The organism is Bradyrhizobium sp. 138 (assembly GCF_023074075.1).
Lineage (GTDB): Bacteria > Pseudomonadota > Alphaproteobacteria > Rhizobiales > Xanthobacteraceae > Bradyrhizobium.
Genome location: NZ_JADPKT010000070.1, coordinates 87,259 through 105,480 on the forward strand (window position 1 = coordinate 87,259; position 18,222 = coordinate 105,480).

At 63.4% G+C, this 18,222-nt stretch carries 22 protein-coding genes; 11 read left to right on the forward strand and 11 right to left on the reverse strand.

Annotation, left to right across the window (positions count from 1 at the left end):
- Positions 1–15 precede the first annotated feature (15 nt).
- The 3 genes from IVA79_RS22590 to IVA79_RS22600 all read right to left on the reverse strand — a co-directional run bounded on the left by IVA79_RS22590 (position 16) and on the right by IVA79_RS22600 (position 1,193).
- Entirely contained in the window at positions 16–216 is a 201-nt protein-coding gene (locus IVA79_RS22590) for a hypothetical protein (protein WP_247556800.1), read from the reverse strand.
- 374 nt (positions 217–590) lie between these two features.
- A complete protein-coding gene (locus IVA79_RS22595; RefSeq protein ID WP_247556802.1) occupies positions 591–761 on the reverse strand; it encodes a hypothetical protein in 171 nt (56 codons plus the stop codon).
- A 204-nt stretch (positions 762–965) separates the two neighbouring features.
- A complete protein-coding gene (locus IVA79_RS22600; protein ID WP_247556804.1) occupies positions 966–1,193 on the reverse strand; it encodes a hypothetical protein in 228 nt (75 codons plus the stop codon).
- 365 nt (positions 1,194–1,558) lie between these two features.
- Between IVA79_RS22600 and IVA79_RS22605 the strand changes: the two genes are divergently transcribed.
- From IVA79_RS22605 to IVA79_RS22620, 4 genes are all read left to right on the forward strand, one after another.
- Entirely contained in the window at positions 1,559–1,879 is a 321-nt protein-coding gene (locus IVA79_RS22605) for a hypothetical protein (protein ID WP_247556806.1), read from the forward strand.
- Between the two features lie 12 nt (positions 1,880–1,891).
- Complete coding sequence (locus IVA79_RS22610; RefSeq protein WP_247556808.1) at positions 1,892–2,518, forward strand: general stress protein; 627 nt, start codon at positions 1,892–1,894, stop codon at positions 2,516–2,518.
- A 219-nt stretch (positions 2,519–2,737) separates the two neighbouring features.
- Entirely contained in the window at positions 2,738–2,923 is a 186-nt protein-coding gene (locus IVA79_RS22615; protein ID WP_247556810.1) for a hypothetical protein, read from the forward strand.
- A gap of 238 nt (positions 2,924–3,161) precedes the next feature.
- Positions 3,162–4,448, forward strand: coding sequence for a divalent metal cation transporter (locus IVA79_RS22620; RefSeq protein WP_247556811.1), 1,287 nt, complete (start codon positions 3,162–3,164; stop codon positions 4,446–4,448).
- 4 nt (positions 4,449–4,452) lie between these two features.
- Here IVA79_RS22620 and IVA79_RS22625 read toward each other — a convergent pair whose 3' ends face one another.
- Together IVA79_RS22625 and rocF are read right to left on the reverse strand one after the other, a co-directional pair.
- Entirely contained in the window at positions 4,453–4,737 is a 285-nt protein-coding gene (locus IVA79_RS22625; protein WP_247556813.1) for a hypothetical protein, read from the reverse strand.
- Between the two features lie 173 nt (positions 4,738–4,910).
- Positions 4,911–5,888: an arginase gene (gene rocF, locus IVA79_RS22630; protein ID WP_247556815.1), complete on the reverse strand. Its 978-nt coding sequence runs from the start codon at positions 5,886–5,888 to the stop codon at positions 4,911–4,913.
- A gap of 249 nt (positions 5,889–6,137) precedes the next feature.
- Between rocF and IVA79_RS22635 the strand changes: the two genes are divergently transcribed.
- Positions 6,138–6,398, forward strand: a complete 261-nt coding sequence (locus IVA79_RS22635) for a hypothetical protein (RefSeq protein ID WP_247556818.1) — start codon at positions 6,138–6,140, stop codon at positions 6,396–6,398.
- Positions 6,399–6,417: 19 nt separating this feature from the next.
- Here the strand turns inward: IVA79_RS22635 and IVA79_RS22640 are convergent, their stop codons facing one another.
- The gene (locus IVA79_RS22640; protein WP_247556822.1) at positions 6,418–9,159 is read right to left on the reverse strand and encodes an EAL domain-containing protein; all 2,742 of its coding nucleotides are present in this window, start codon (positions 9,157–9,159) and stop codon (positions 6,418–6,420) included.
- A gap of 51 nt (positions 9,160–9,210) precedes the next feature.
- Complete coding sequence (locus tag IVA79_RS22645; RefSeq protein WP_247556825.1) at positions 9,211–10,431, reverse strand: FecR domain-containing protein; 1,221 nt, start codon at positions 10,429–10,431, stop codon at positions 9,211–9,213.
- A 130-nt stretch (positions 10,432–10,561) separates the two neighbouring features.
- On the opposite strand from IVA79_RS22645, the gene IVA79_RS22650 reads away from it, so the two are divergent.
- From IVA79_RS22650 to IVA79_RS22660, 3 genes are all read left to right on the forward strand, one after another.
- The gene (locus IVA79_RS22650) at positions 10,562–12,358 is read left to right on the forward strand and encodes a POTRA domain-containing protein (RefSeq protein WP_247556827.1); all 1,797 of its coding nucleotides are present in this window, start codon (positions 10,562–10,564) and stop codon (positions 12,356–12,358) included.
- A 156-nt stretch (positions 12,359–12,514) separates the two neighbouring features.
- Positions 12,515–13,345: an alpha/beta hydrolase gene (locus IVA79_RS22655; RefSeq protein WP_247556829.1), complete on the forward strand. Its 831-nt coding sequence runs from the start codon at positions 12,515–12,517 to the stop codon at positions 13,343–13,345.
- A 266-nt stretch (positions 13,346–13,611) separates the two neighbouring features.
- On the forward strand, positions 13,612–13,980 hold the full coding sequence (locus tag IVA79_RS22660) for a c-type cytochrome (protein ID WP_247556832.1): 369 nt from the start codon (positions 13,612–13,614) through the stop codon (positions 13,978–13,980).
- Positions 13,981–14,169: 189 nt separating this feature from the next.
- Here the strand turns inward: IVA79_RS22660 and IVA79_RS22665 are convergent, their stop codons facing one another.
- Together IVA79_RS22665 and IVA79_RS22670 are read right to left on the reverse strand one after the other, a co-directional pair.
- Positions 14,170–14,511: a phasin gene (locus IVA79_RS22665; protein ID WP_247556833.1), complete on the reverse strand. Its 342-nt coding sequence runs from the start codon at positions 14,509–14,511 to the stop codon at positions 14,170–14,172.
- Positions 14,512–14,680: 169 nt separating this feature from the next.
- A complete protein-coding gene (locus IVA79_RS22670; RefSeq protein ID WP_063202839.1) occupies positions 14,681–14,866 on the reverse strand; it encodes a hypothetical protein in 186 nt (61 codons plus the stop codon).
- Between the two features lie 647 nt (positions 14,867–15,513).
- Between IVA79_RS22670 and IVA79_RS22675 the strand changes: the two genes are divergently transcribed.
- The gene (locus IVA79_RS22675; protein ID WP_247556835.1) at positions 15,514–15,870 is read left to right on the forward strand and encodes a hypothetical protein; all 357 of its coding nucleotides are present in this window, start codon (positions 15,514–15,516) and stop codon (positions 15,868–15,870) included.
- Between the two features lie 46 nt (positions 15,871–15,916).
- Here IVA79_RS22675 and IVA79_RS22680 read toward each other — a convergent pair whose 3' ends face one another.
- Both IVA79_RS22680 and IVA79_RS22685 read right to left on the reverse strand, forming a co-directional pair.
- Positions 15,917–16,492 (reverse strand): hypothetical protein, encoded by a 576-nt coding sequence (locus tag IVA79_RS22680; RefSeq protein WP_247556836.1) that lies wholly within the window; start codon positions 16,490–16,492, stop codon positions 15,917–15,919.
- 44 nt (positions 16,493–16,536) lie between these two features.
- On the reverse strand, positions 16,537–17,067 hold the full coding sequence (locus IVA79_RS22685) for a GcrA family cell cycle regulator (protein WP_247556838.1): 531 nt from the start codon (positions 17,065–17,067) through the stop codon (positions 16,537–16,539).
- 167 nt (positions 17,068–17,234) lie between these two features.
- Here IVA79_RS22685 and IVA79_RS22690 point away from each other — a divergent pair, with 167 nt between their 5' ends.
- Together IVA79_RS22690 and IVA79_RS22695 are read left to right on the forward strand one after the other, a co-directional pair.
- Entirely contained in the window at positions 17,235–17,843 is a 609-nt protein-coding gene (locus tag IVA79_RS22690; protein ID WP_018644790.1) for a S24 family peptidase, read from the forward strand.
- A 100-nt stretch (positions 17,844–17,943) separates the two neighbouring features.
- The gene (locus IVA79_RS22695; RefSeq protein WP_247556841.1) at positions 17,944–18,219 is read left to right on the forward strand and encodes a hypothetical protein; all 276 of its coding nucleotides are present in this window, start codon (positions 17,944–17,946) and stop codon (positions 18,217–18,219) included.
- Positions 18,220–18,222: the final 3 nt, after the last annotated feature.

Below are 18,222 nucleotides of genomic sequence, written 5' to 3' on the forward strand. Positions count from 1 at the left end.
CAGTCGCTCCGACGCTTATTTGCGCCGCTGCAATCCGGGCGAGGCCAGCCAGTCGGTTAGATGGGAGCCGATCTCGGCGAGCCTGGCTCGCTTAAGTAAACCCTCACGTTCCGCACCAGCCGGTAACCTGCTCGCCCGTTCCTTGAGTTTATTGGCCTGTTCGGCGATTCGTTCTTCAAGCGAGCGAGTTTGCTTCACTCTGCGGCGCTCTCCCATGGCGCGCTCCTTAGCTGCTGAATACGATTTCCAAACCGCGAAAAATAAGCTCACCTCCGGTCGCAAAACCAGAACGGCCCCGGATTCACAACTCAACTCAGCTCCGGGGCGCCCTTAGAAAAATGGCCCCAGCTCAGGGGATTTCGGCGGGCATTAGAGCTGGGGCCGATCGGGTTTGCCCTTGGGGAAGGGCGACGGGAAAACTCGGCAATTGCAGGAATGTTCCTGTCCTAATATCAAATTGCGCGAGAGCCCTGATCTTTCGAACTGAAGCGGGTCTAGGCGTAGGATGGTTGAGCCCTTGCGAAACCCGTGATGCCTCGTCGTCGATGGGTTTCGCAAGCGCTCTACCCATCCTACGAGCTGAGGAGGCCTCAGTCGTTCCAGATGCGTTCGCCGCATTCGCATTCGAACAGGTGGATGAGGTTGCCGGTTTCCATGTTCAGTATTGCGCGAACCAACTCCAGCTGCTTGTCGCAGATACGACATTTCCGGGCCGAATTATTTTCGATTTCTCCGATTTTCTCTGCGCGGAACAGATCCATATAAAGCCCCCATCAAAATCGGAGGGACGTTACTCCATTGGTTCCGCAAGTGGATCATACAGAGGTATATTGCCGGCGCTCCGATTGAGGCGGCCCCGTTCCCGTTAAATCTAACCCTCGGTTGAACCTTGCGAACCCATCATGCCTCGTCGTCGACGGACGGATTGATGGGTTTCGCTTTCGCGCTACCCATCCGACGAGCTCTCAATCACGCATTTGCAGGCGCTGGCGCAGAAAAACAAAGGACATCACGCCGTTCACGACAACAAGACTGAAGATGACAATTGCAGCATCTTCACCGGGAAGCCCAAGAAACATCATGACGAAGAGGAGGCCGATGGCCCAAACGGTGTTGATCATCATTCGCCTGAATAGCGCGCCATAGGTTGGGACACCCGCGAGCCAGTCGCCCAGGAAATACCACAGACTCATACGGCCCTCATTCTGGCGAGCTGCAACAGATGGATCGACTACCTGTAACTTCAATGAGACTAAGCGTGCATTAATCGGCACGCGCAACCCGCCAACCCACAATGTGCCACTTTGTCGCTGGCCGTTGCGACATTCCATTCGGCTCTGTGGCTCGGCTCATTGCCGCGCTTCGCCGTGACGGTGCGCAGTGCGAGGAAAGGCGAAGCGAGCAAACGAGACAGCGGGGCAATCGTTCCTCATGGCCTCACCTCGCGAGTTCGATCGAAGCTTGACCATGCTGCGGCCCTCGGCAGCTTCGAAACCCGAGCAACCAATTCGAATCTCGCTTGTTGTCGCCGGCACAATCACTTGCAGGAGACAACAACATGACACGTCTAACTCTGCTGGCCGCAACCTTGTTGCTGCTCGCATCAGTGCCCGCGGGCGCCCAGTCGCAGCCGGCGCAAAGCGGGCCGGCCAACAACCCCGTCAACAGCTCGGACCAGAACAACTCGAACACACCGGTCGCCGGACGCAACAGCTTCACCGAGGGACAGGCGAAATCGCGGATCGAGGGCGCCGGATATTCCAACGTCTCCGGCCTGCAGAAGGATGACCAGGGCGTCTGGCGCGGCAAGGCCGACAAGGCCGGCACCAAGACCGACGTCAGCCTGGACTTCCAGGGCAACGTGAACCCGGCCAAGTAAGGAATCCCGGACATGACAACCATCATCTCCCGCCTCTACGACAATTATTCCGACGCCGAGCGCGCCGTGACCCGGCTCGAGGCGGCCGGCGTGCCGCAATCCGACATCAGCATCGTCGCCAACAATTCGGACAATTGGTACGGCTCCAAGCGCGGCAAGGTCGACCGTGACCGCGACGGCACCGACGATCGTGCCGAAGGCGCCGGCACCGGTGCCAGCATCGGCGCCGGCCTCGGCGGCGCGGCAGGCCTTCTCGCCGGCCTTGGCCTGCTCGCCATTCCCGGCCTCGGGCCGGTCGTCGCTGCAGGATGGCTGGCCTCGACCGCCGCCGGCGCAGCGGCCGGAGCGGCCACGGGCGGAATCGTCGGCGCCCTGACGCAGGCCGGCGTCTCGAGGGAGGATGCATCGCGCTATGCCGAGGGCGTTCGTCGCGGTGGCACGCTGGTGTCCGCGAGGGTGCCCGACCAGGACCGCGCGCGGCTCGATGCGCTTCTTCACGAGAGGTCCGTGAACCTCGGGGATCGCAGCGCGGCCTGGCAGAAGAGCGGCTGGACCGACTTCGATGCCGCAAGCCCGCCGCTGTCGCCGGAAGACATCGGCCGCGAGCGCGAGCTCTACGGCGCGGGTACGCGGCGATAGCGTTCGCCTGACCTGACAAGGCAAGGCCCCGCGGTGCGGGGCCCTGCGTCGTGAGAGCGTTCCGCCTTGCCGCGTCGGGAAAAACAGGTATTTGGCGCCAAATTTAGCCAAATCCGGCATATCGGATTCGGCGGAATGAAAGCTCTTCGCGACATGCTGAAGCATGTCGCCCGCTCTCCTTGCGCGGACGCAATCGGGAGCGCTTCGGAGAGATCGCCCATGTACTACGTCGCCGCTGCATTGCTGGTGCTGTCGGGACTGTTCTATTCCGCGAGCCATCACGAGATCGGCTCGTTCGGCGTCACCATGTGCACCTACGGCAGCCGGTTCTGTGACAACCCGCTGATCGTCTTTTCCGGCGCGGCGCTGGCCGCCGCCTGGGGCATGTTCGTCAGCGTCAAGTAGCGAGGCGGCGCAAGCCTTCATCCCTGATGTTGAGATCGCCACCGGACGCGGGACAAACCTCGCGGGTCGGCCGTGCGGAATAGAACTCTTGCGATGGTGGCAATCTACAGGTGTTTTGCCCGGCGGTCAAGTTGAATTAGCATTTTCAGAAATACCACGGTTGGCCGCGCGGCAGGAACTTATGTTCTCTCATTAGCATTTGCTATGAGAACAACGCCCCGATCGAGGTCTTCCTTCCATGAGCGACAGCGCCGGCACCCCGACGAAATCCTCGCCGACGCTGCTGCAACGGCTGGGGCCGGGCCTGATCACCGGAGCTGCCGACGACGATCCGTCGGGCATCGCCACCTATTCGCAGGCCGGCGCGCAATTCGGCTACGGGCTGCTGTGGACGGTGTTTCTGACCACACCGTTCATGATCGCCATCCAGCTCGTCAGTGCGCAGATCGGCCGCGTCACCGGCAAGGGGCTCGCTGCCAACGTCATGCAGGTCGCGCCGCGCTGGGCGGTGCTGGGCCTCGTCGCCATGCTCGTCGCCGCGAACACGTTCAACATCGCCGCCGACATCGCCGCGATGGCCGAAGCGCTTTCGCTCGTCATCGGCGGGCTCAACCACGAGCACGCGCTGATCTTCGCGGCGGGCTCGACCCTGCTACAGGTGTTCCTGCCCTATCGCCGCTACTCGCCGGTGCTGAAATTCCTCACCCTGGCGCTGTTCGCCTATGTCGCGACCGCCTTCACCATCAAGATCCCGTGGAGCACGGCGCTGCTCGCCGCGGTATGGCCCAAGGCCAATGTCAGCGCCGACTATTTCATGATGGTGGTGGCGGTGCTCGGCACCACGATCAGCCCTTATCTGTTCTTCTGGCAGGCCGCGCAGGAGATCGAGGAGATGCATCAGGGCAAACAGGACAAGCCGCTTCGCGAGCTCAAGCGCGGCGGCCGACCTGAGCTCGCGCGCATCAGGGCCGACACCATCTCCGGCATGCTGCTGTCCAACGGCATCGCCTTCTTCATCATTCTCACCACCGCGTCGGTGCTGCACGCCAACGGCGTCACCAACATCGGTTCGGCAACGGAGGCGGCCGAAGCGCTGCGACCGCTCGCCGGAGACTTCACCTTCGCGCTGTTCGCGCTCGGCATCATCGGCACGGGCCTGCTCGCGATCCCGGTGCTGGCAGGCTCGGCCGCTTATGGCGTCGCGGAGATCTTCGGCTGGCGCGCCACGCTGGAGGCCAAGCCCGACGAGGCGGTCGGGTTCTACACCATCATCGCCGCGGCCACCATCATCGGCTTCGGGCTCGGCTTCACCGGAATAGACTCGATCCACATGCTGGTCTGGAGCGCGGTGCTGAATGGCATCGTCGCCGTCCCCATCATGGCGATGATGATGCTGATCGTCTCGAGCCGCGCGATCATGGGCCGCTTCAGGGCCCGGTCATGGCTGATCGCACTCGGCTGGCTCGGCACCGCGCTGATGGCGCTGGCCGTCCTCGCCTTGCTCGGCTCGTCGGTGATGGGCTGACGAACTACGGCGTCACGGGATTGACGGTCGGCGACGTCTTCGGCCCCGGCCGCGCCGGCTCGATCGGCGATTTCGGTCTGGTCGGGAGCACTGCGGCGCCAGCGGCCCGTGCCGCTTCTCCCGTGGTTGCATACATCGCAACATGGGCGGGCTGGGTCTTGGCGCGATTCCAGGGGCCGTGGTCGACGATCAGCATTGCTGCAATCGTCACACCGGCCACGATGAGCGCGATCACGCCGGGATGGCGGAGGGCGGTAGACATGGAGCTGGCGAAACGATCACTTGTCATCGATGGATCCGCTGTTGTCCTATCGGAGGTTAATTCATGGGCGCCCCTCCCGGTTCCCACATCCCTCCAACATGTTCCAGGCCAGAATGGCGCTTCTGCGGCAGCAAAGCGCCCGCGCGAAGAACAGCCCCTTTCGGCCGTTGCCCTTGCAGCGCACAAGTGCGTCCGCCGATTCACTCGCCCGGAGCGATCGCGTTGCTCGGCGTCGGCCGATCGGTGATCTGCTGGCCGAACAGGCTGCCGATCAGCTCGACAGCGGTCCGCGCCGTCCGACCGCGTTCGTCCAGAAAGGGATTGAGCTCGACGATGTCGACCGATCCGACCACGCCGGAATCGTGCAACAGCTCCATGATCAGATGCGCTTCGCGGTAGGTCGCACCACCCGGCACCGTGGTGCCGACGCCCGGCGCCACGCACGGATCGAGGAAATCGACGTCGAAGCTGACGTGCAGCACGCCGTTGCTCGCCTTGACCCGCTCGATGACCCGCCGGATCAACACGGCGACGCCGAATTCGTCGATCTGGCGCATGTCGACGACCCTGATCTGGCGTGCGCGCATCAGCTCCTTTTCGAGCTTGTCGATCGAACGCGCGCCGAACAGGTCCAGCCTATCCGGGGTGATCGAAGCGCGCGGATCGTCGCCGAGCAGGCCGTCGAGGCCGGGCTCGCCGCACAAGAACGCGGCCGACATGCCGTGCATGTTCGCGGTGATCGTCGTCTCCGGCGTGTTGTAGTCGGCATGGGCATCGAGCCAGAGCACGAACAGCTCCCGTCCACGCTCCTGCCAATGGCGCGCCATGGCATTGACCGATCCCATGGACAGCGTGTGATCGCCGCCGAGGAAGATCGGCAGCGCACCGGTTTTCGCGATCTCATGGCCTCGTTGGCTCAGAACGCGCGTCCAGCGCTGGATTTCCCGGTAGTGATTGGCTCTTTCCGGCGGCCTGTCGGCGAGGTCCCGCACCTCGCTTGCGGAAACATCGCCGTAGTCGACGACCTCGAAACCCAGGCTCTCGAGCAATGTCGCAAGGCCCGCGGTACGCAGCGCCGCAGGGCCCATCAAGGTGCCGCGCTGCGAAGCACCCATGTCGATGGGGGCACCGAGCAAGGCGATGCGCCGGGCGCGATCCGTCATGGTTCGATCGGTCACGGCTGTCTCCTGACGTCAGCAAAGCTCCCGCCAACCTAACAGAGATTCGCATCCGTCGTTTCCCGGGGGCTTCGCTTTAGCCGGAACAAAATCCCGCCCGCTGAATTGCCCATTCAAGGCCGGCACCCGCCGTCAATCACGGCGCCTGTCGCGGATAGCCAAAGGTCATCAGACCCGCTGTTCTAAACGAGCGCTCGCGCGGATAGCCAAAGGTGCCGGCCTCCGCCATCAGGCCTGGAGGTCGCGCACTTGAGCACGGAGATCCCGCAATCCCCTTCCCAACCCGGCGTGGCCGAGCGTGCCATCGATACGGCAGCAGATGTCTCCCGCACGATCGGTGAAGTCGCCGGCGGCCTGCACGCAGCAGTCGACCGTCTGACCTCTACGATCGAGGAATCGCGCAAGCCCGGCGGAGCCCTCGCGACGGTCGCGGCGATCACGCGTGAAGCGCCGCTTGCCAGCCTGTTCGTCGCTTTCCTCTTTGGCGTCGCGGTCGCGCGGCGGCGGTAGAAAACGCGGCCACCCCCCCTCAGGCAGCGCTGACGGCCCCAAGCTCAGCGGCCAGGAATTGCGTCTCGAATGCCTCGGCAGGCATCGGACGGCCGAAGAAATATCCCTGCCCTTCCTCGCATCCCATGCTGACCAGGAAGTCGGCTGTTGCGCGGTTCTCAATGCCTTCAGCCACGACCGTGAGGCCGAGCTGTTTGCTGAGTCCGATGGTCGAGCCGACGATCGCGGCATCGTCGGAATTCGCGAGCAGATCGAACACGAATGACCGGTCGATCTTGAGCCCGTCGAGCGGAAACTTCTTCAGATAGCTCAGGCTTGCATAGCCCGTGCCGAAATCATCGAACAGGACGCGAACACCCAGCTGCTGAATCCGCTTGAACATGTCGAGCACGCGGCTTTCGTCATGAAGCAGGATGTCTTCGGTGACCTCGATCTCGAGCAGCGAAGGCGAGAGCCCCGTCGCATCGAGCAGTGCCGCAACCGCATGCGCGAGATCGCCGGACTGAAGCTGCGAGGGCGACAGGTTGATCGCGACGCGCACGCCGTTGCCCGACAACTCCCAGGCACGCGCCTGACGGCAGGCGGTCTCCATCACCCAGTTCGCGATCCGCTCGGACAGAGCCGATGTGTTGACCACCGGCATGAACTCCGCAGGCGAGACGTAGCCGCGGACGGGATGTCGCCAACGGATCAGCGCTTCCGCTCCGACAAGGCTGCCGTCGATCAGACGAACCTGGGGCTGGTAGAACAGCTCGAACTCGCCGCGATCTGCGGCAAGCGCCAACTCACTCTCCAGCGTCAGCCGGTTCTCCAGCTCCTGCCTGATCGCGGCCTCGAAGAGCACGTGGCTACCCCGCCGCGTCGCCTTGGCACGGCTCAAAGCGAGATGGCCGTTGCTCAGGAGATCGTCGGCGTTGTGTCCGCCTTCAGGATAGACGGCAACTCCGATGCTGATCCTGACGCGGTGCTGCCGGGTGCCCGTCGCAAGCGGTGCTTCGAACGCGTGCGCGATCCGCTCGGCGAACGCCGCGATCGGATCGCCGGTCTCTGCACAATCAAGCGCGATGGCGAATTCGTCGCCGCTGAGCCGGGCAACGACCGCCTTGCCATCGACTTCGATCCGGAGACGCTCGGCGACGGCCCGCAATACGCGGTCACCGGCTGAATGCCCGAGCATGTTGTTGATTTGCTGGAAGCCGTCGAGCCCGATCACGAGCAACGCGATCTCGCGAGGCTTACGATCCGCATCCGCAATCATGCCGGCCAGCCCGGCATGCAGCGCGTTGCGATTGGCAAGGCCGGTCAGCACGTCATGCTCGGCAAGATATTTGACGCGTTCGGCCTCGCGCTTGCGCACCGAGATGTCGCGCAGGATCGCACCGTACTGAAAGCCATCGGTTCCCTGCCAGCCCGAAAAGCTCGCTTCGACGGGGAAGGTTTCGCCGTTCTTGCGCCGGCCCTCGAACTCGATCACGACCGCGCCGCCCGGAACCAGAAGCGCCTGATGCGCGGCGTCATGCATGGACGGTCTTGCATCGCCGTCCGCCGGCACCGCGCACAGCGTTCCGAACGGGCGGCCGATCATCTCGGCCGGCGTGAAGCCGAAGATCGCGCTTGCGCCCGGATTCCAGACCGTGATCCGGTGATCCTCGTCGGTGCAGACGAGGCCGTCGCCAAGCGACATCGCGATGCGGTGAAAGCGGCTCTCGGCGATGCGTCCCAGCAGACTCCGGAAATCGATCTCGTCCAGCGCAATCGCGGTCAGATAGGCGATGATCGCGATGTGGAATAGCGATGTGTCGATGACGAGGGGCCATCTTGCCTGCACGAGGGCTGCGACCAGTTCGACGGCCGCCCCGAAGGCGATGAGGACAGCGACGCGAATTCCCGGCGCGACGCGGCGCCACGAATACAACATCAGCAGGCAGATCACACCCAGGCCCAGAATCATGCCGATATCGGACGTCCAGCGCAGCATCCGGCCCTGAAGGATCGATTCGGCGGCCAGCGCCTGGAGGACCGGCCCCGAGACGATCTTGCCATTGGGGACGCTGAACCGATCGCCAAGCTCGAGCGCCGTGGCGCCGACGATGATCTTCCTGTTTCTCAGTCTGTCGAGAACAGCGGTATCGCCGCGCAACACGTCGACATAGGAGACGCTCGGAATGGAGGTCGCAACAATGCTGAAATCGATCAGGAAGGGCGGCCGCCGATTGGCGTCCTGCCCGGCCAGCACGACGGCCATCGACGGCATCAAGGCATCGCCGAGCCGTTCCGCTAACGGATAGCGGCGAACGAGTCCGTCGGATTCGACTGCGACGTTCACGACGGCCGGCCACGACTGGTTTGCGAACGGCTTCAGGGGGCGATTGACGTGCGCCGCGCCACCATTCGGCGTCGGCTGCTTGAACGACGGCAGGATCGTGGAGCCCCCGACCTCGCGAAGGGCCTTGACGAGGGCCTCGTCGGACGCCGGATCCGACGGCGTGCTGAAATCGACATCGAAGGCGATGTCCGCCGCTCCCGCGGCCTCGAGCCTGTGCAACAGCTCCGCGTGCAGCTGGCGCGGCCAGGGCCACACTCCGATCTGATCGATGGACGCTGCGTCGATGGCCACGACGACGACGTTGCCGCTGGCGTCACGCGATTGCCAGGCGAACCGCAGATCGGTGAGCGCGTTGCGAAGCGCACCATGCCATCCCGTGGACAGCACGATCGCAAGCGCGATCACAACGAGAATATGCGGCCGATAACGTTTCACCCGATCCTCCCACGCCCCCGCTTCAACGGGCGCGCCACCTCGAACATTGCCTCAGTGTCTATTGTGGCCGCGGCCATCGCTGCCGTGGCCGCCGCCATTCGAATTGCCGTTACCGTTGTTGCCCCAGCCATTGCCGGTGGCGCCGTTATTGCCGCTGCCGCCGCCATTGCTGTTGCCGTTGTTGCCATTGCCGGAATTTCCATTGCTGCCGGCGTTTCCGTTGTTGGCTATCGCAGCGCCTGGGTTCGACGAGCCACTGCTGCCAGGCGTTACGGCGCCGCTTGTCGTCACCGCAGTCTGGACGTTGCTGTTGGACGCTGGCGTGCTGGTGTTGCCGTCGCTCCAGGCCGAGTCAGCACTGACGCTTGCGTTGGCGTTGGCGTTGGCATTCGCATTGCGCACCTGGCCAGGAGCAACGGCGCCGTGGGCGAGCCCGCGTGTCACCTTGTGGAAGTTCAGCTTGACCTCGCCGAGCGAGCTCGAGATGCGCACGACACCGGCCCTGGATACATGACCTCCTGCCGCCTGATGAGATGGCTTCGGCGCGCCCGCCGCCTTGGTCCCCTTGTCGATCGGACCGAACGCGTGGATCGCATGGCCGTTCGCGGCGTTGCGCGGTGCCGACAGGCCTGATTTCGGTACGGGCACACGCTCGATCGTAGGAGCGCGCGGCTTGCCGTGCTCGATCGGATTGAACGTCCCCGCACCACTCAGGCTGATACCGGCTTTGCCATGCTCGAAGACCGTGGCCGCTTGATCTGGCATGACCTGGGCAATCTGTCCCGTCCTGAAGTCGGAGACCTCGACCTGGCCGCGCAGCACGCCGACCTTGGTACTACCCGCTCCCACTGTGATGCTAAACCGCGTTCCCTTGACCACGGCGGCGAGATAGGGCGTCTCGACCTCGAAATGCTTGACGTTGCGCTTCTCGACTTCGAGGAGGATCTGACCCGCCTGCTGGATGATGGTGGTCGATAGCCCCTCCTTCTTCTCGGCCGGCAAGCCGACCACGGAGTTGGGAGAGATCAGGATCGTTTCCTCGCCGCGGACGAGCAGCACCCGGCCATTGCGTCCGGTGCGGATGGTATTGCCCGGCTTGAGCGTCTCTTCCTGGTTCAGCGAGACCTGTTGCGCCCCGTCCGTCGCGATCCAAACCTCACCGGTGGCCTTGCTGACCGACCAGACGCCATCCTCCGCAGCGGATGCACCGGAAGCCATTGCCAGGATCAGTGCGCCCGCGAAAGCGCACCGCATTCCAATTCTGCCGAGCATGACGATCCTCAGTCCGCGTTACAGCCAGATCTGAGGCGTATCCGAAATCACTCAAGAGAGAATTAGCAGGTAACGGCCAGCCAAGCGGCCGCCTTAACCATTCATTGACCATAAAAAACTATGAAAAATCATGCAGCTAACGAACCCTTACCGCCCCCTCGGAGAATCTCCGTCAAACTACGGGGACCGGTTCGTGGCGCGCGCAGAGAAGCGGCATCTCCTTACCGCGCTGGCATTGTTGGCACCGATTTTTGCGGGAATTTCCCAGGCATTCGCACAACAGGCGAGCCAGCCGGGTTTCGATCCACGCCAGCCCGAGAAATACTTTGAGAACCAAACCGAGCGGGAAACGCTGAGCCGCCCGCCAGTCAGGCTGCCGACGGTCGGCCAGCCCAACATCGGCGGCGATACCAAGCCGCAGTTCGTGCTGCGCGGCGTCAACGTCAGCGGCGCCCACGCCGTCTCCCCCGATCGCATTGCCGCGGTCTATCAGCCGTATCTCGGCAAGAAGGTCTCGCAGGCGGATCTCGCCGGGATCGCAGGCGCGATCAGCGATCTCTACCGCGCCGACGGCTTCCATCTGAGCCGGGCCATCGTGCCGCCGCAGGACATTGCGGACGGCCGGGTCCGGATCCAGGTGATCGAAGGCGCCATCGTGCAGGTCGAGCTGAAAGGCGACGGCGCCGACCAATTCGGCGTCAGGCCGATGCTCGAGCCGGTTCTGGCCGAGCAGCCGTCACGCCTCCCGACGCTCGAACGCCAGCTCTTCCTCATCAATGGCCGGCCGGGCGTTCGGATCACCGATAGCGCGCTCGAGGAAATCGGCGGTGCGTCCGGCCGCTTCCGTCTCACGGTCTATTTGAAGACCTGGCACGTCTTCTCCTCGTTCGGCCTGGACAATCTCGGTTCCTCCTCGGTCGGCCCCTGGCAGAGCTATGCCACCGGCGCGTTCAACTCCTACCTCACGCCCGGAGACACGCTGGCAGTCAACCTGTCGACGATTGCCAACGATCCTCGCCAGCTCGGCTTTGCGCGGCTGTCCTATGACACGCCCGTCGGCGTCGACGGCGTACGTCTCGGCGCCTCCGTCCTCTACAGCGCGGTGCGACCGGGTGATGCCCGCCGCCTCGACAGCGACATCACGACGACCGAGGCCTTCGAGCTGCGCGCCGGCATCGCTCCGCTGCAATCGCAATCCTCTGCGCTCACGCTGACTGCAGCGATGACCTTCAGCAACGTGTCCGAGCACGACCTGTATGGCCCCTGGTACAACGACCACATCAGGACGGCGAGCCTGACCGCCGACTACAGGCTGCAGGATCACTTCGGCGGCACCAATTTCGCGACGCTGACCTACCGCCAGGGCCTCGACGTTTTCGGCGCTTCGCATTTCGACGACCCTCTATTGTCGCGCGACGGCGCCTCGTCGAATTTCTCGGTGCTGAACCTCTGGTTCACCCGCTACCAGACTCTCAACGATGCCTGGTCGCTCAAGCTCTCCGCGGCGAGCCAGACCGCGTCGCGGCCGCTATTCACCTCGCAACAATTCTATCTCGGCGGCGCAGCCTTCGGCCGGGGCTATGGCGCAGCCGAGATCAGTGGCGACAACGGCCTTGCCGGCTCGCTCGAACTGCGCTTCGACCAGAAGCTCAATTTCCGCTACTGGACCGGCTATCAGCTCTACGCCTTTGGCGAGGCCGGTGCCGTCTGGAACGACGGTTACCGCTTGAGCGAGGGCCTGTCGCTCACATCGGCCGGAGCCGGTGTGCGTTTCTTCCTGCCGAACGATCTCCAGGCCGATCTCGGCGTGGCCGTGCCCTTGAGCTACCGGGCACCGGACAACGCGCGCCGCAGTCCCCGCTTCCTGCTCACGCTGTCGAGCGCATTCCGGCTCTGCCCTGAACGCGGTAAATCCGGCTGTCTCTAGCCGCCCTGCCATTCGCGCAATGGTCCCCTGGCATGCGGCCCTTTTGCCGCCTTGCTCACAGACTTGCCTAAATTTAATCCCGTAACCTGCTCACGATCGCTCGATCGGGGAGTTCCCAATGACCATGTTCAGCCAAATGTGATTTGAGACGAGACCATGAAGAGGGTGTTTGCAATCCTGGCGTTTCTCTGCGTCCTCGGCGTCGGGGAGTACTTCATCGTCAGCCGGTTCGCGATCCGCCATGAGGCTGTGGCGCTGTTCGACGCCTCGCGTCAGCGGCCGATCGCCGTCGAGGTGGCGGTGCGGCGTGACTACGAGACCAAGGCCAATCTCGGCCTCTGGAAGCTCCCCCTCGCCATCATCAGCAACGGCAACACCGTCAAGGCCACCGAATATTCCTTCCTCGCCAACGCGCTGGCCGCACGCGGCTATCTGGTCGTCAGCATCCAGCAGGATCTGCCGAGCGACCCGCCGCTGATGACCCATGTCGGTCAGAAATATGTCGGCCGGCGTGACGTCTATATCCGCTGTGAGGCCAACATTCTTTTCGTGCTCGGCGAACTGAAGAGGCGGCTGGAGAACGTCGACTACGACCACATCACCCTCGTCGGCCATTCCAACGGCGGCGATGTCTCGATGTATGTCGCCCATCAGCACCCGGAGCTGGTGTCGAAGGTGATCACGCTCGACAATCTGCGGGTGCCGTTCGTGCTCAGCGACGGCATGAAGATCCTGTCGTTCAGGTCGAAGGACCCGCATTTCGTGACCGACCCCGGCGTGCTGCCGACGCCGGAAGAGGCCAAGGCGCGTGGTATCGACATCGTCAACACCGGCGCGCAGCACACCGAGATGAGCGATCGCGGCCCCAACGCGGTCAAGGAGAAGATCCAGCAAACGCTCGACCGCTTCCTGCGTGACAGCGCCAGCAGCGCACTCGCGCCGGCTGACACGAAGAGCCCGATGATCATGAATCCGGGCGACTACTAGCCGGGCGCTTTGCGGCAGATCAAGGCGGCTCCGGGGCGGCAGCGTAGAAGAGCCGTATGGCCTCGGAGAGACACGTGTCGCCCTATATCGAAAGCCTTGATACGAAAGCTCTGCCCGCAGCGAGGATGCCGGCACCCTTACCGCATCTCTATCGTTCGGTCCGCAAGCTGCTGCGGTCGATCATCGCCCGCATTGATCTCTCGCAATTTCCGGGATCGTGCTGCGGATAAGCTTGGCGGCGCCGGCGAATGCATGAAGGTTACCCTATGCACCAGCATTTGAGACGAATCTTCCTGCTGCTGGCCGTAACCTCGAGCGTCGGTACGTCCTCCGCGCTCGCGGCCGATGCCGGTCACGGTGCCGACCTCGCCAAGCGCTGGTGCGCAAGCTGCCATGCCGTCGCAAACGGCCAGACCCAGGCGAGTGCCGACGTCCCCTCCTTTGCCTCCGTTGCGCGCAGGCAGGACTTCAATCCGGAGAGGCTCGCCTTCTTCCTGCTCGATCCGCACCCGAAGATGCCGAATCTCCCGTTGAGCCGGATCGAAGCCGGCGACATCGCGGCCTACATCGCATCGCTGCGTGAGCGCATGTTCCGGCCCCGAAGGGCCGCGTTCGCGCAAAGCGTCAAGCGGTAGCGCGCGGAGCACCACGCATCTGCCAGAAATGCAAATCCCTGCCGGAGGACCGACAGGGATCAGCAGAAGGGATGCCAGACGGCGAATGAGGTCATTCGGTGGCCCGGCATGGATCCGCACCAGCATCGAAGTGCGGATCGCCACGCCATGCAAGTTCAATTTGTGGGCACGTTGTGCACAAGCCGGGAATCAGGACTTGCCCTTGCCCGGCTGCATGAGGCTGCCGGTCATCTGGCGCATGTGATCTCCGGCGCTGGTGAACTGGCTGCGCAGGAAATCGGACTGGATTCGCATCGCTTCCTGGAGGTCGGTGGCATGAACCAGCTTGCGCGCATGCTCGAAGGCCGACTTCATATTCTGCTCGGTGAAAACCAGCGCCTGCTTCGACACCTCCGTCCCTGCGCCCGGGACGGACGACATCGATTTGGTGGCGGCTTCGAAAAACATGCCGAATGCTTGTTCCGCCTGGTCAATCGTCTTCTCGGCCAGGTCGCGCAGTTCGGCCGGAACTTCGAGCTTCGGTTCGATCATGGTCGCACTCCTCCCGTTTTCCCAACTGAATACCACACTTGCCGGATCGCCTTCCAGCGCCAGCCACGGGGGAAACGTCGCCGGCGGTCCGGCTCCGGCAGGAATACGAAGCAGGACAACGAAAGAGCGGCGCAAGGCCGGCGCGCGGCCGGGGCTCAGGACGGCGGGCTTAGGACAAGGGGTGCTCGGGAAGAGCTTCTTCCGTGGCGAGGTCTTCGACCAGCTTGATGACCTCGAAACGCTGTCGAGGCGCGAGCTTCAGGAACGCACGGAGTAGACGCAGACTTTCGACCGTGCCGCTTGCGGGCACGCCGAGCTTGAGGTGCAGTTCACCCGCGAAATTGAGGTTTTTCATCTCGCACCTATGACAAGCATCGGCCTTCGTGATCCACTCAAGAACGAACGCCACGACGCCACAACATGACCGTATCGCGACGAACTCTCGATCGGGTGGCCCGACCGGCTGGCACCGCTGGACGACACGTCCAAACCACGGGCTCAACCAAATGGTTGCACTTATGCCAAAAAACAACCCGTCCGGCAAGGCCAACAATGGCTGTAGCGATGCTTCGTCTGCATCGCACCATGGCAATTCCGGATAACAGGAATATCGACCGCCGTCACCCACCTGCGTCAAGAGGCGGCATCAATCACGCACACGGCCCCGGTCGCTGTCAATCGGCGCAACGTTTCGGCTGTTTCCGATATGAATGGACGTTGCTGCGAATGAGCGGCTTTCAAGCCCATACACGTATTTGTTGAGTGCGACTTCGGCGGTTGTATCCGCGGCCAAACGAAGATTGATCTCGCAGCTGATCTCCAGCGTCCTGATCTCGGCGCGAGCTGTCGCCTCGGGATTCATCGGTCCGGAAATGTTCTTCGCTCATGAACCGCTGTCCATGAACGAACGACCAAGCCGTTGCGACACGGCCACGCAGACAACGGGCGCCATGGCTGAGGACACTTCGATTCGGGCGCACGTCAGCACCAAAGGACGACGGCATGCTTTCTCGCAGCGATCTCATCAAGGGCGCCGCGGCCGCGCTTTTCACCCTCTCGATACAAGGCGCATGGGCGCAGGAGACCAAGATGAACCTGTTCAAGATCGTCACCATCAAGGACGAGATCGTCGTCGGATTATCGACCGAGGAACTTCAGGCGCTCGGCGGCAATGATGCCAGCGCGGTTGCGCACGCGCTGGCGCAGAAGGGCGATCTCACGGTCTGGCAATACAACGTGCATCGCGGCCCGAACGGCGAATTGCAGCAGGCGCCGACCGCCAGGATCGGGCTCCTGGCCAACGCCTCGCTCCGGGTCGAGCCCTACACGACGCCTTACCAGATCGTACCGCATCCCTAGGCGACAGACCGGCCCGCCGGCAGCCGAGGCCGCCGGCGTGCGGACTTCAACTGCGCCGCTCTGCCCGTCGCGTCCCCGTTTCCGTCGCAAAGCCATAGATCAGCGCCAGCCGGTCCAGGCATTCGCGAAAACGCCGCGCAAAATAATCGTTCCAGCGCTGCGTCCGGACGGCGCGACGCTGCCCGATCTGATCCATGGTCAGGCCCAGGATCAGCACGTCGTGCACCAGCGCGGCGCCGTCGGTACCGAGTTCGCGCTCGACCCGGTTCAGCCGCAACACCGCCTGACGCTGGCTCTCGGTGACCGGCTCACGCGTGCGCGCGCCGTCGACATATTCCCTCGTCGGGTCCACCGCCTGAGGCCCCCGCTCCGCCCGCTCCCAATCGTTCTGGAAGGCGCGCCCGCCGCGGTATTGCGCCTCGTCGATCTGGTGGTGGGCATGCAGCCGGCCCAGTGGATCGCCACGGATCGACCGGATGGCCAGGATTTTCTCACCGGAATCGAGCGCCAGCGGGTTGTCGACCTCGACCTCCGCGACTTCTGCATTGAACGGCACCTCGCGGGACCGCCGGTCGTAGATCTTCGCCAGTTTGTAGGACTTGTTGCGTCGGGCACGAGCCACTCGGATACTCCTTGCGAATTAACGATGAAACGGGTGGTGCGAGCTCAGGCAGCCGAGACCAGCCTCAGCACGACAGGCCCGGGAATGAGGGCAGACGCAGCACCGGAGCGGCGGGTCAAGCGCGCATGCGGTGCGCAATAGCTGGAGCCCGGCTGGCGCGGATGACCACAGAAGGCGATCTCCTCCCCGTCCTTGTCGCCGCCATAGGGATAGCGGCAGTCGGCCGACTCGAGTTCAACCAGTCGGATCAGGCGCGGCTGAACGCCGACACAGCGCAATTTCACCTGCGCCGCAGGCTTGATGGCGGACTTCGGCGGCAGGTTCAGGTTCGGCAGCACCGCGCGGCGTTGCGGAACCGGAGCCTCACCCGGCAAATATGGCGCGATCGATGGGCTCGTGATCCATTCCGGTATGACCAGCCTCAGTCGCTTGGCGCGGCCGATCACCGCGTTGCGCGTGTAAGCCGTTCCAAACCTTGCGTTAATCTGTCTTCCGATCTCCGCATAAGACATCCCCTTGCGAAAATAGTCGCGAAGCGCGTCGGAGTGCTCCGACGGCCAATGGCCCGGTTCCATGATGCTGTCCTGTGATGCGCCCCCTCCGATCGCACGACCGGATGGCGAGAGGCAGCTTCCGGTATTCCGAAGCTCAAGTCAAGCAAATATTTCTGATATTCATAATTGCATCAATTCCGAATTTCGGATTACAAGAGGCAAGTCGGTGCGCAATCGAGGGAATCACCATGTTGGACGTTGCAATGATCGAGCGGGGCCTGGAGAAGACGGGCAAGAGCAAGGGCGGCCTGGCGGCGGCCATGGGCGTGCGGCCCGGTGCGGTCTCGGAGATCCTCGGCGGCGAGCGGCTGGTGAAGGCTTCGGAGATCATTCCGATCATGGAATATCTCGAGCTCAATCTTGCGCCGATCATGGGCCGCGTCGGCGCCGGTGCCGTGATCGAGCCGGATTATGAGCAGGTTCCGCCGGAAGGGCTCGGCGACATCGCGCTGCCCTTCCCGATCATGGAAGAAACCGTCGCGTTCGAGATCGTGGGCGATTCGATGCTGCCCAAATACGAGAGCGGCGACGTGATCGTGGTCTACAAGGACCAGCGCCATCCGCTGTCGAGCTTCTACGGCGAAGAGGCCGTGGTCCGGCTCAAGACCGGGGAACGCTATTTGAAGACCATCGAGCGGGGGAAAAGCCCGTCCGTCGTCAATCTCACCAGCTTCAACGCCAAGCCGATCGTCGGCGTGAAGCTGGACTGGGTCGGGGAGATCTGCCTGTCGATGCCCAAGGGGCAGCTCGAGCGGCTGCGCGCGAAATCGGCGCGCCCCCGCAAGAAGGGGAAGTGAGGGCCGCCGGCCAGCCTATTTCGATTTTTTAGAAATAGATCTTGACTTGCTTCCGGTTTTCCGAAATACTCTGCCGCGGGAGCGCGGCGGGGTCGTTTTCATGCAATATTTCGTCGTGATGATCGACTATGGACGGCGGGGCCGCGAGGCGGTCGTCGACCCTGAGATCACGCGGCGTGAGGTCATCGCCCGCATCGCCTCGGGCGAATACCGGAATGTCTCGTTCATCCACGAGATTGCGGAGAATTCGGTCGAGGACGTCACCGAGGCCCTCCTGACCGAGGCCGCCCTGCCAGAGATCCCGCCTGAAGATCTCGACCTCCAGGCATCCCGCCTCGATCACGTCCGCGATTTGCGCAAGCACGAACGGACGTGACGC

Coding starts and splice junctions, on each gene's coding strand:
- IVA79_RS22590 (WP_247556800.1), bottom strand. CDS start 216: ATGGGAGAGCGCCGCAGAGTGAAGCAAACTCGCTCGCTTGAAGAACGA.
- IVA79_RS22620 (WP_247556811.1), top strand. CDS start 3,162: ATGAGCGACAGCGCCGGCACCCCGACGAAATCCTCGCCGACGCTGCTG.
- IVA79_RS22665 (WP_247556833.1), bottom strand. CDS start 14,511: ATGATCGAACCGAAGCTCGAAGTTCCGGCCGAACTGCGCGACCTGGCC.
- IVA79_RS22690 (WP_018644790.1), top strand. CDS start 17,235: ATGTTGGACGTTGCAATGATCGAGCGGGGCCTGGAGAAGACGGGCAAG.
- IVA79_RS22695 (WP_247556841.1), top strand. CDS start 17,944: ATGCAATATTTCGTCGTGATGATCGACTATGGACGGCGGGGCCGCGAG.
- IVA79_RS22595 (WP_247556802.1), bottom strand. CDS start 761: ATGGATCTGTTCCGCGCAGAGAAAATCGGAGAAATCGAAAATAATTCG.
- IVA79_RS22600 (WP_247556804.1), bottom strand. CDS start 1,193: ATGAGTCTGTGGTATTTCCTGGGCGACTGGCTCGCGGGTGTCCCAACC.
- IVA79_RS22610 (WP_247556808.1), top strand. CDS start 1,892: ATGACAACCATCATCTCCCGCCTCTACGACAATTATTCCGACGCCGAG.
- IVA79_RS22650 (WP_247556827.1), top strand. CDS start 10,562: ATGCAGCTAACGAACCCTTACCGCCCCCTCGGAGAATCTCCGTCAAAC.
- IVA79_RS22605 (WP_247556806.1), top strand. CDS start 1,559: ATGACACGTCTAACTCTGCTGGCCGCAACCTTGTTGCTGCTCGCATCA.
- IVA79_RS22625 (WP_247556813.1), bottom strand. CDS start 4,737: ATGACAAGTGATCGTTTCGCCAGCTCCATGTCTACCGCCCTCCGCCAT.
- IVA79_RS22645 (WP_247556825.1), bottom strand. CDS start 10,431: ATGCTCGGCAGAATTGGAATGCGGTGCGCTTTCGCGGGCGCACTGATC.
- IVA79_RS22670 (WP_063202839.1), bottom strand. CDS start 14,866: ATGAAAAACCTCAATTTCGCGGGTGAACTGCACCTCAAGCTCGGCGTG.
- IVA79_RS22615 (WP_247556810.1), top strand. CDS start 2,738: ATGTACTACGTCGCCGCTGCATTGCTGGTGCTGTCGGGACTGTTCTAT.
- IVA79_RS22685 (WP_247556838.1), bottom strand. CDS start 17,067: ATGGAACCGGGCCATTGGCCGTCGGAGCACTCCGACGCGCTTCGCGAC.
- IVA79_RS22675 (WP_247556835.1), top strand. CDS start 15,514: ATGCTTTCTCGCAGCGATCTCATCAAGGGCGCCGCGGCCGCGCTTTTC.
- IVA79_RS22660 (WP_247556832.1), top strand. CDS start 13,612: ATGCACCAGCATTTGAGACGAATCTTCCTGCTGCTGGCCGTAACCTCG.
- IVA79_RS22655 (WP_247556829.1), top strand. CDS start 12,515: ATGAAGAGGGTGTTTGCAATCCTGGCGTTTCTCTGCGTCCTCGGCGTC.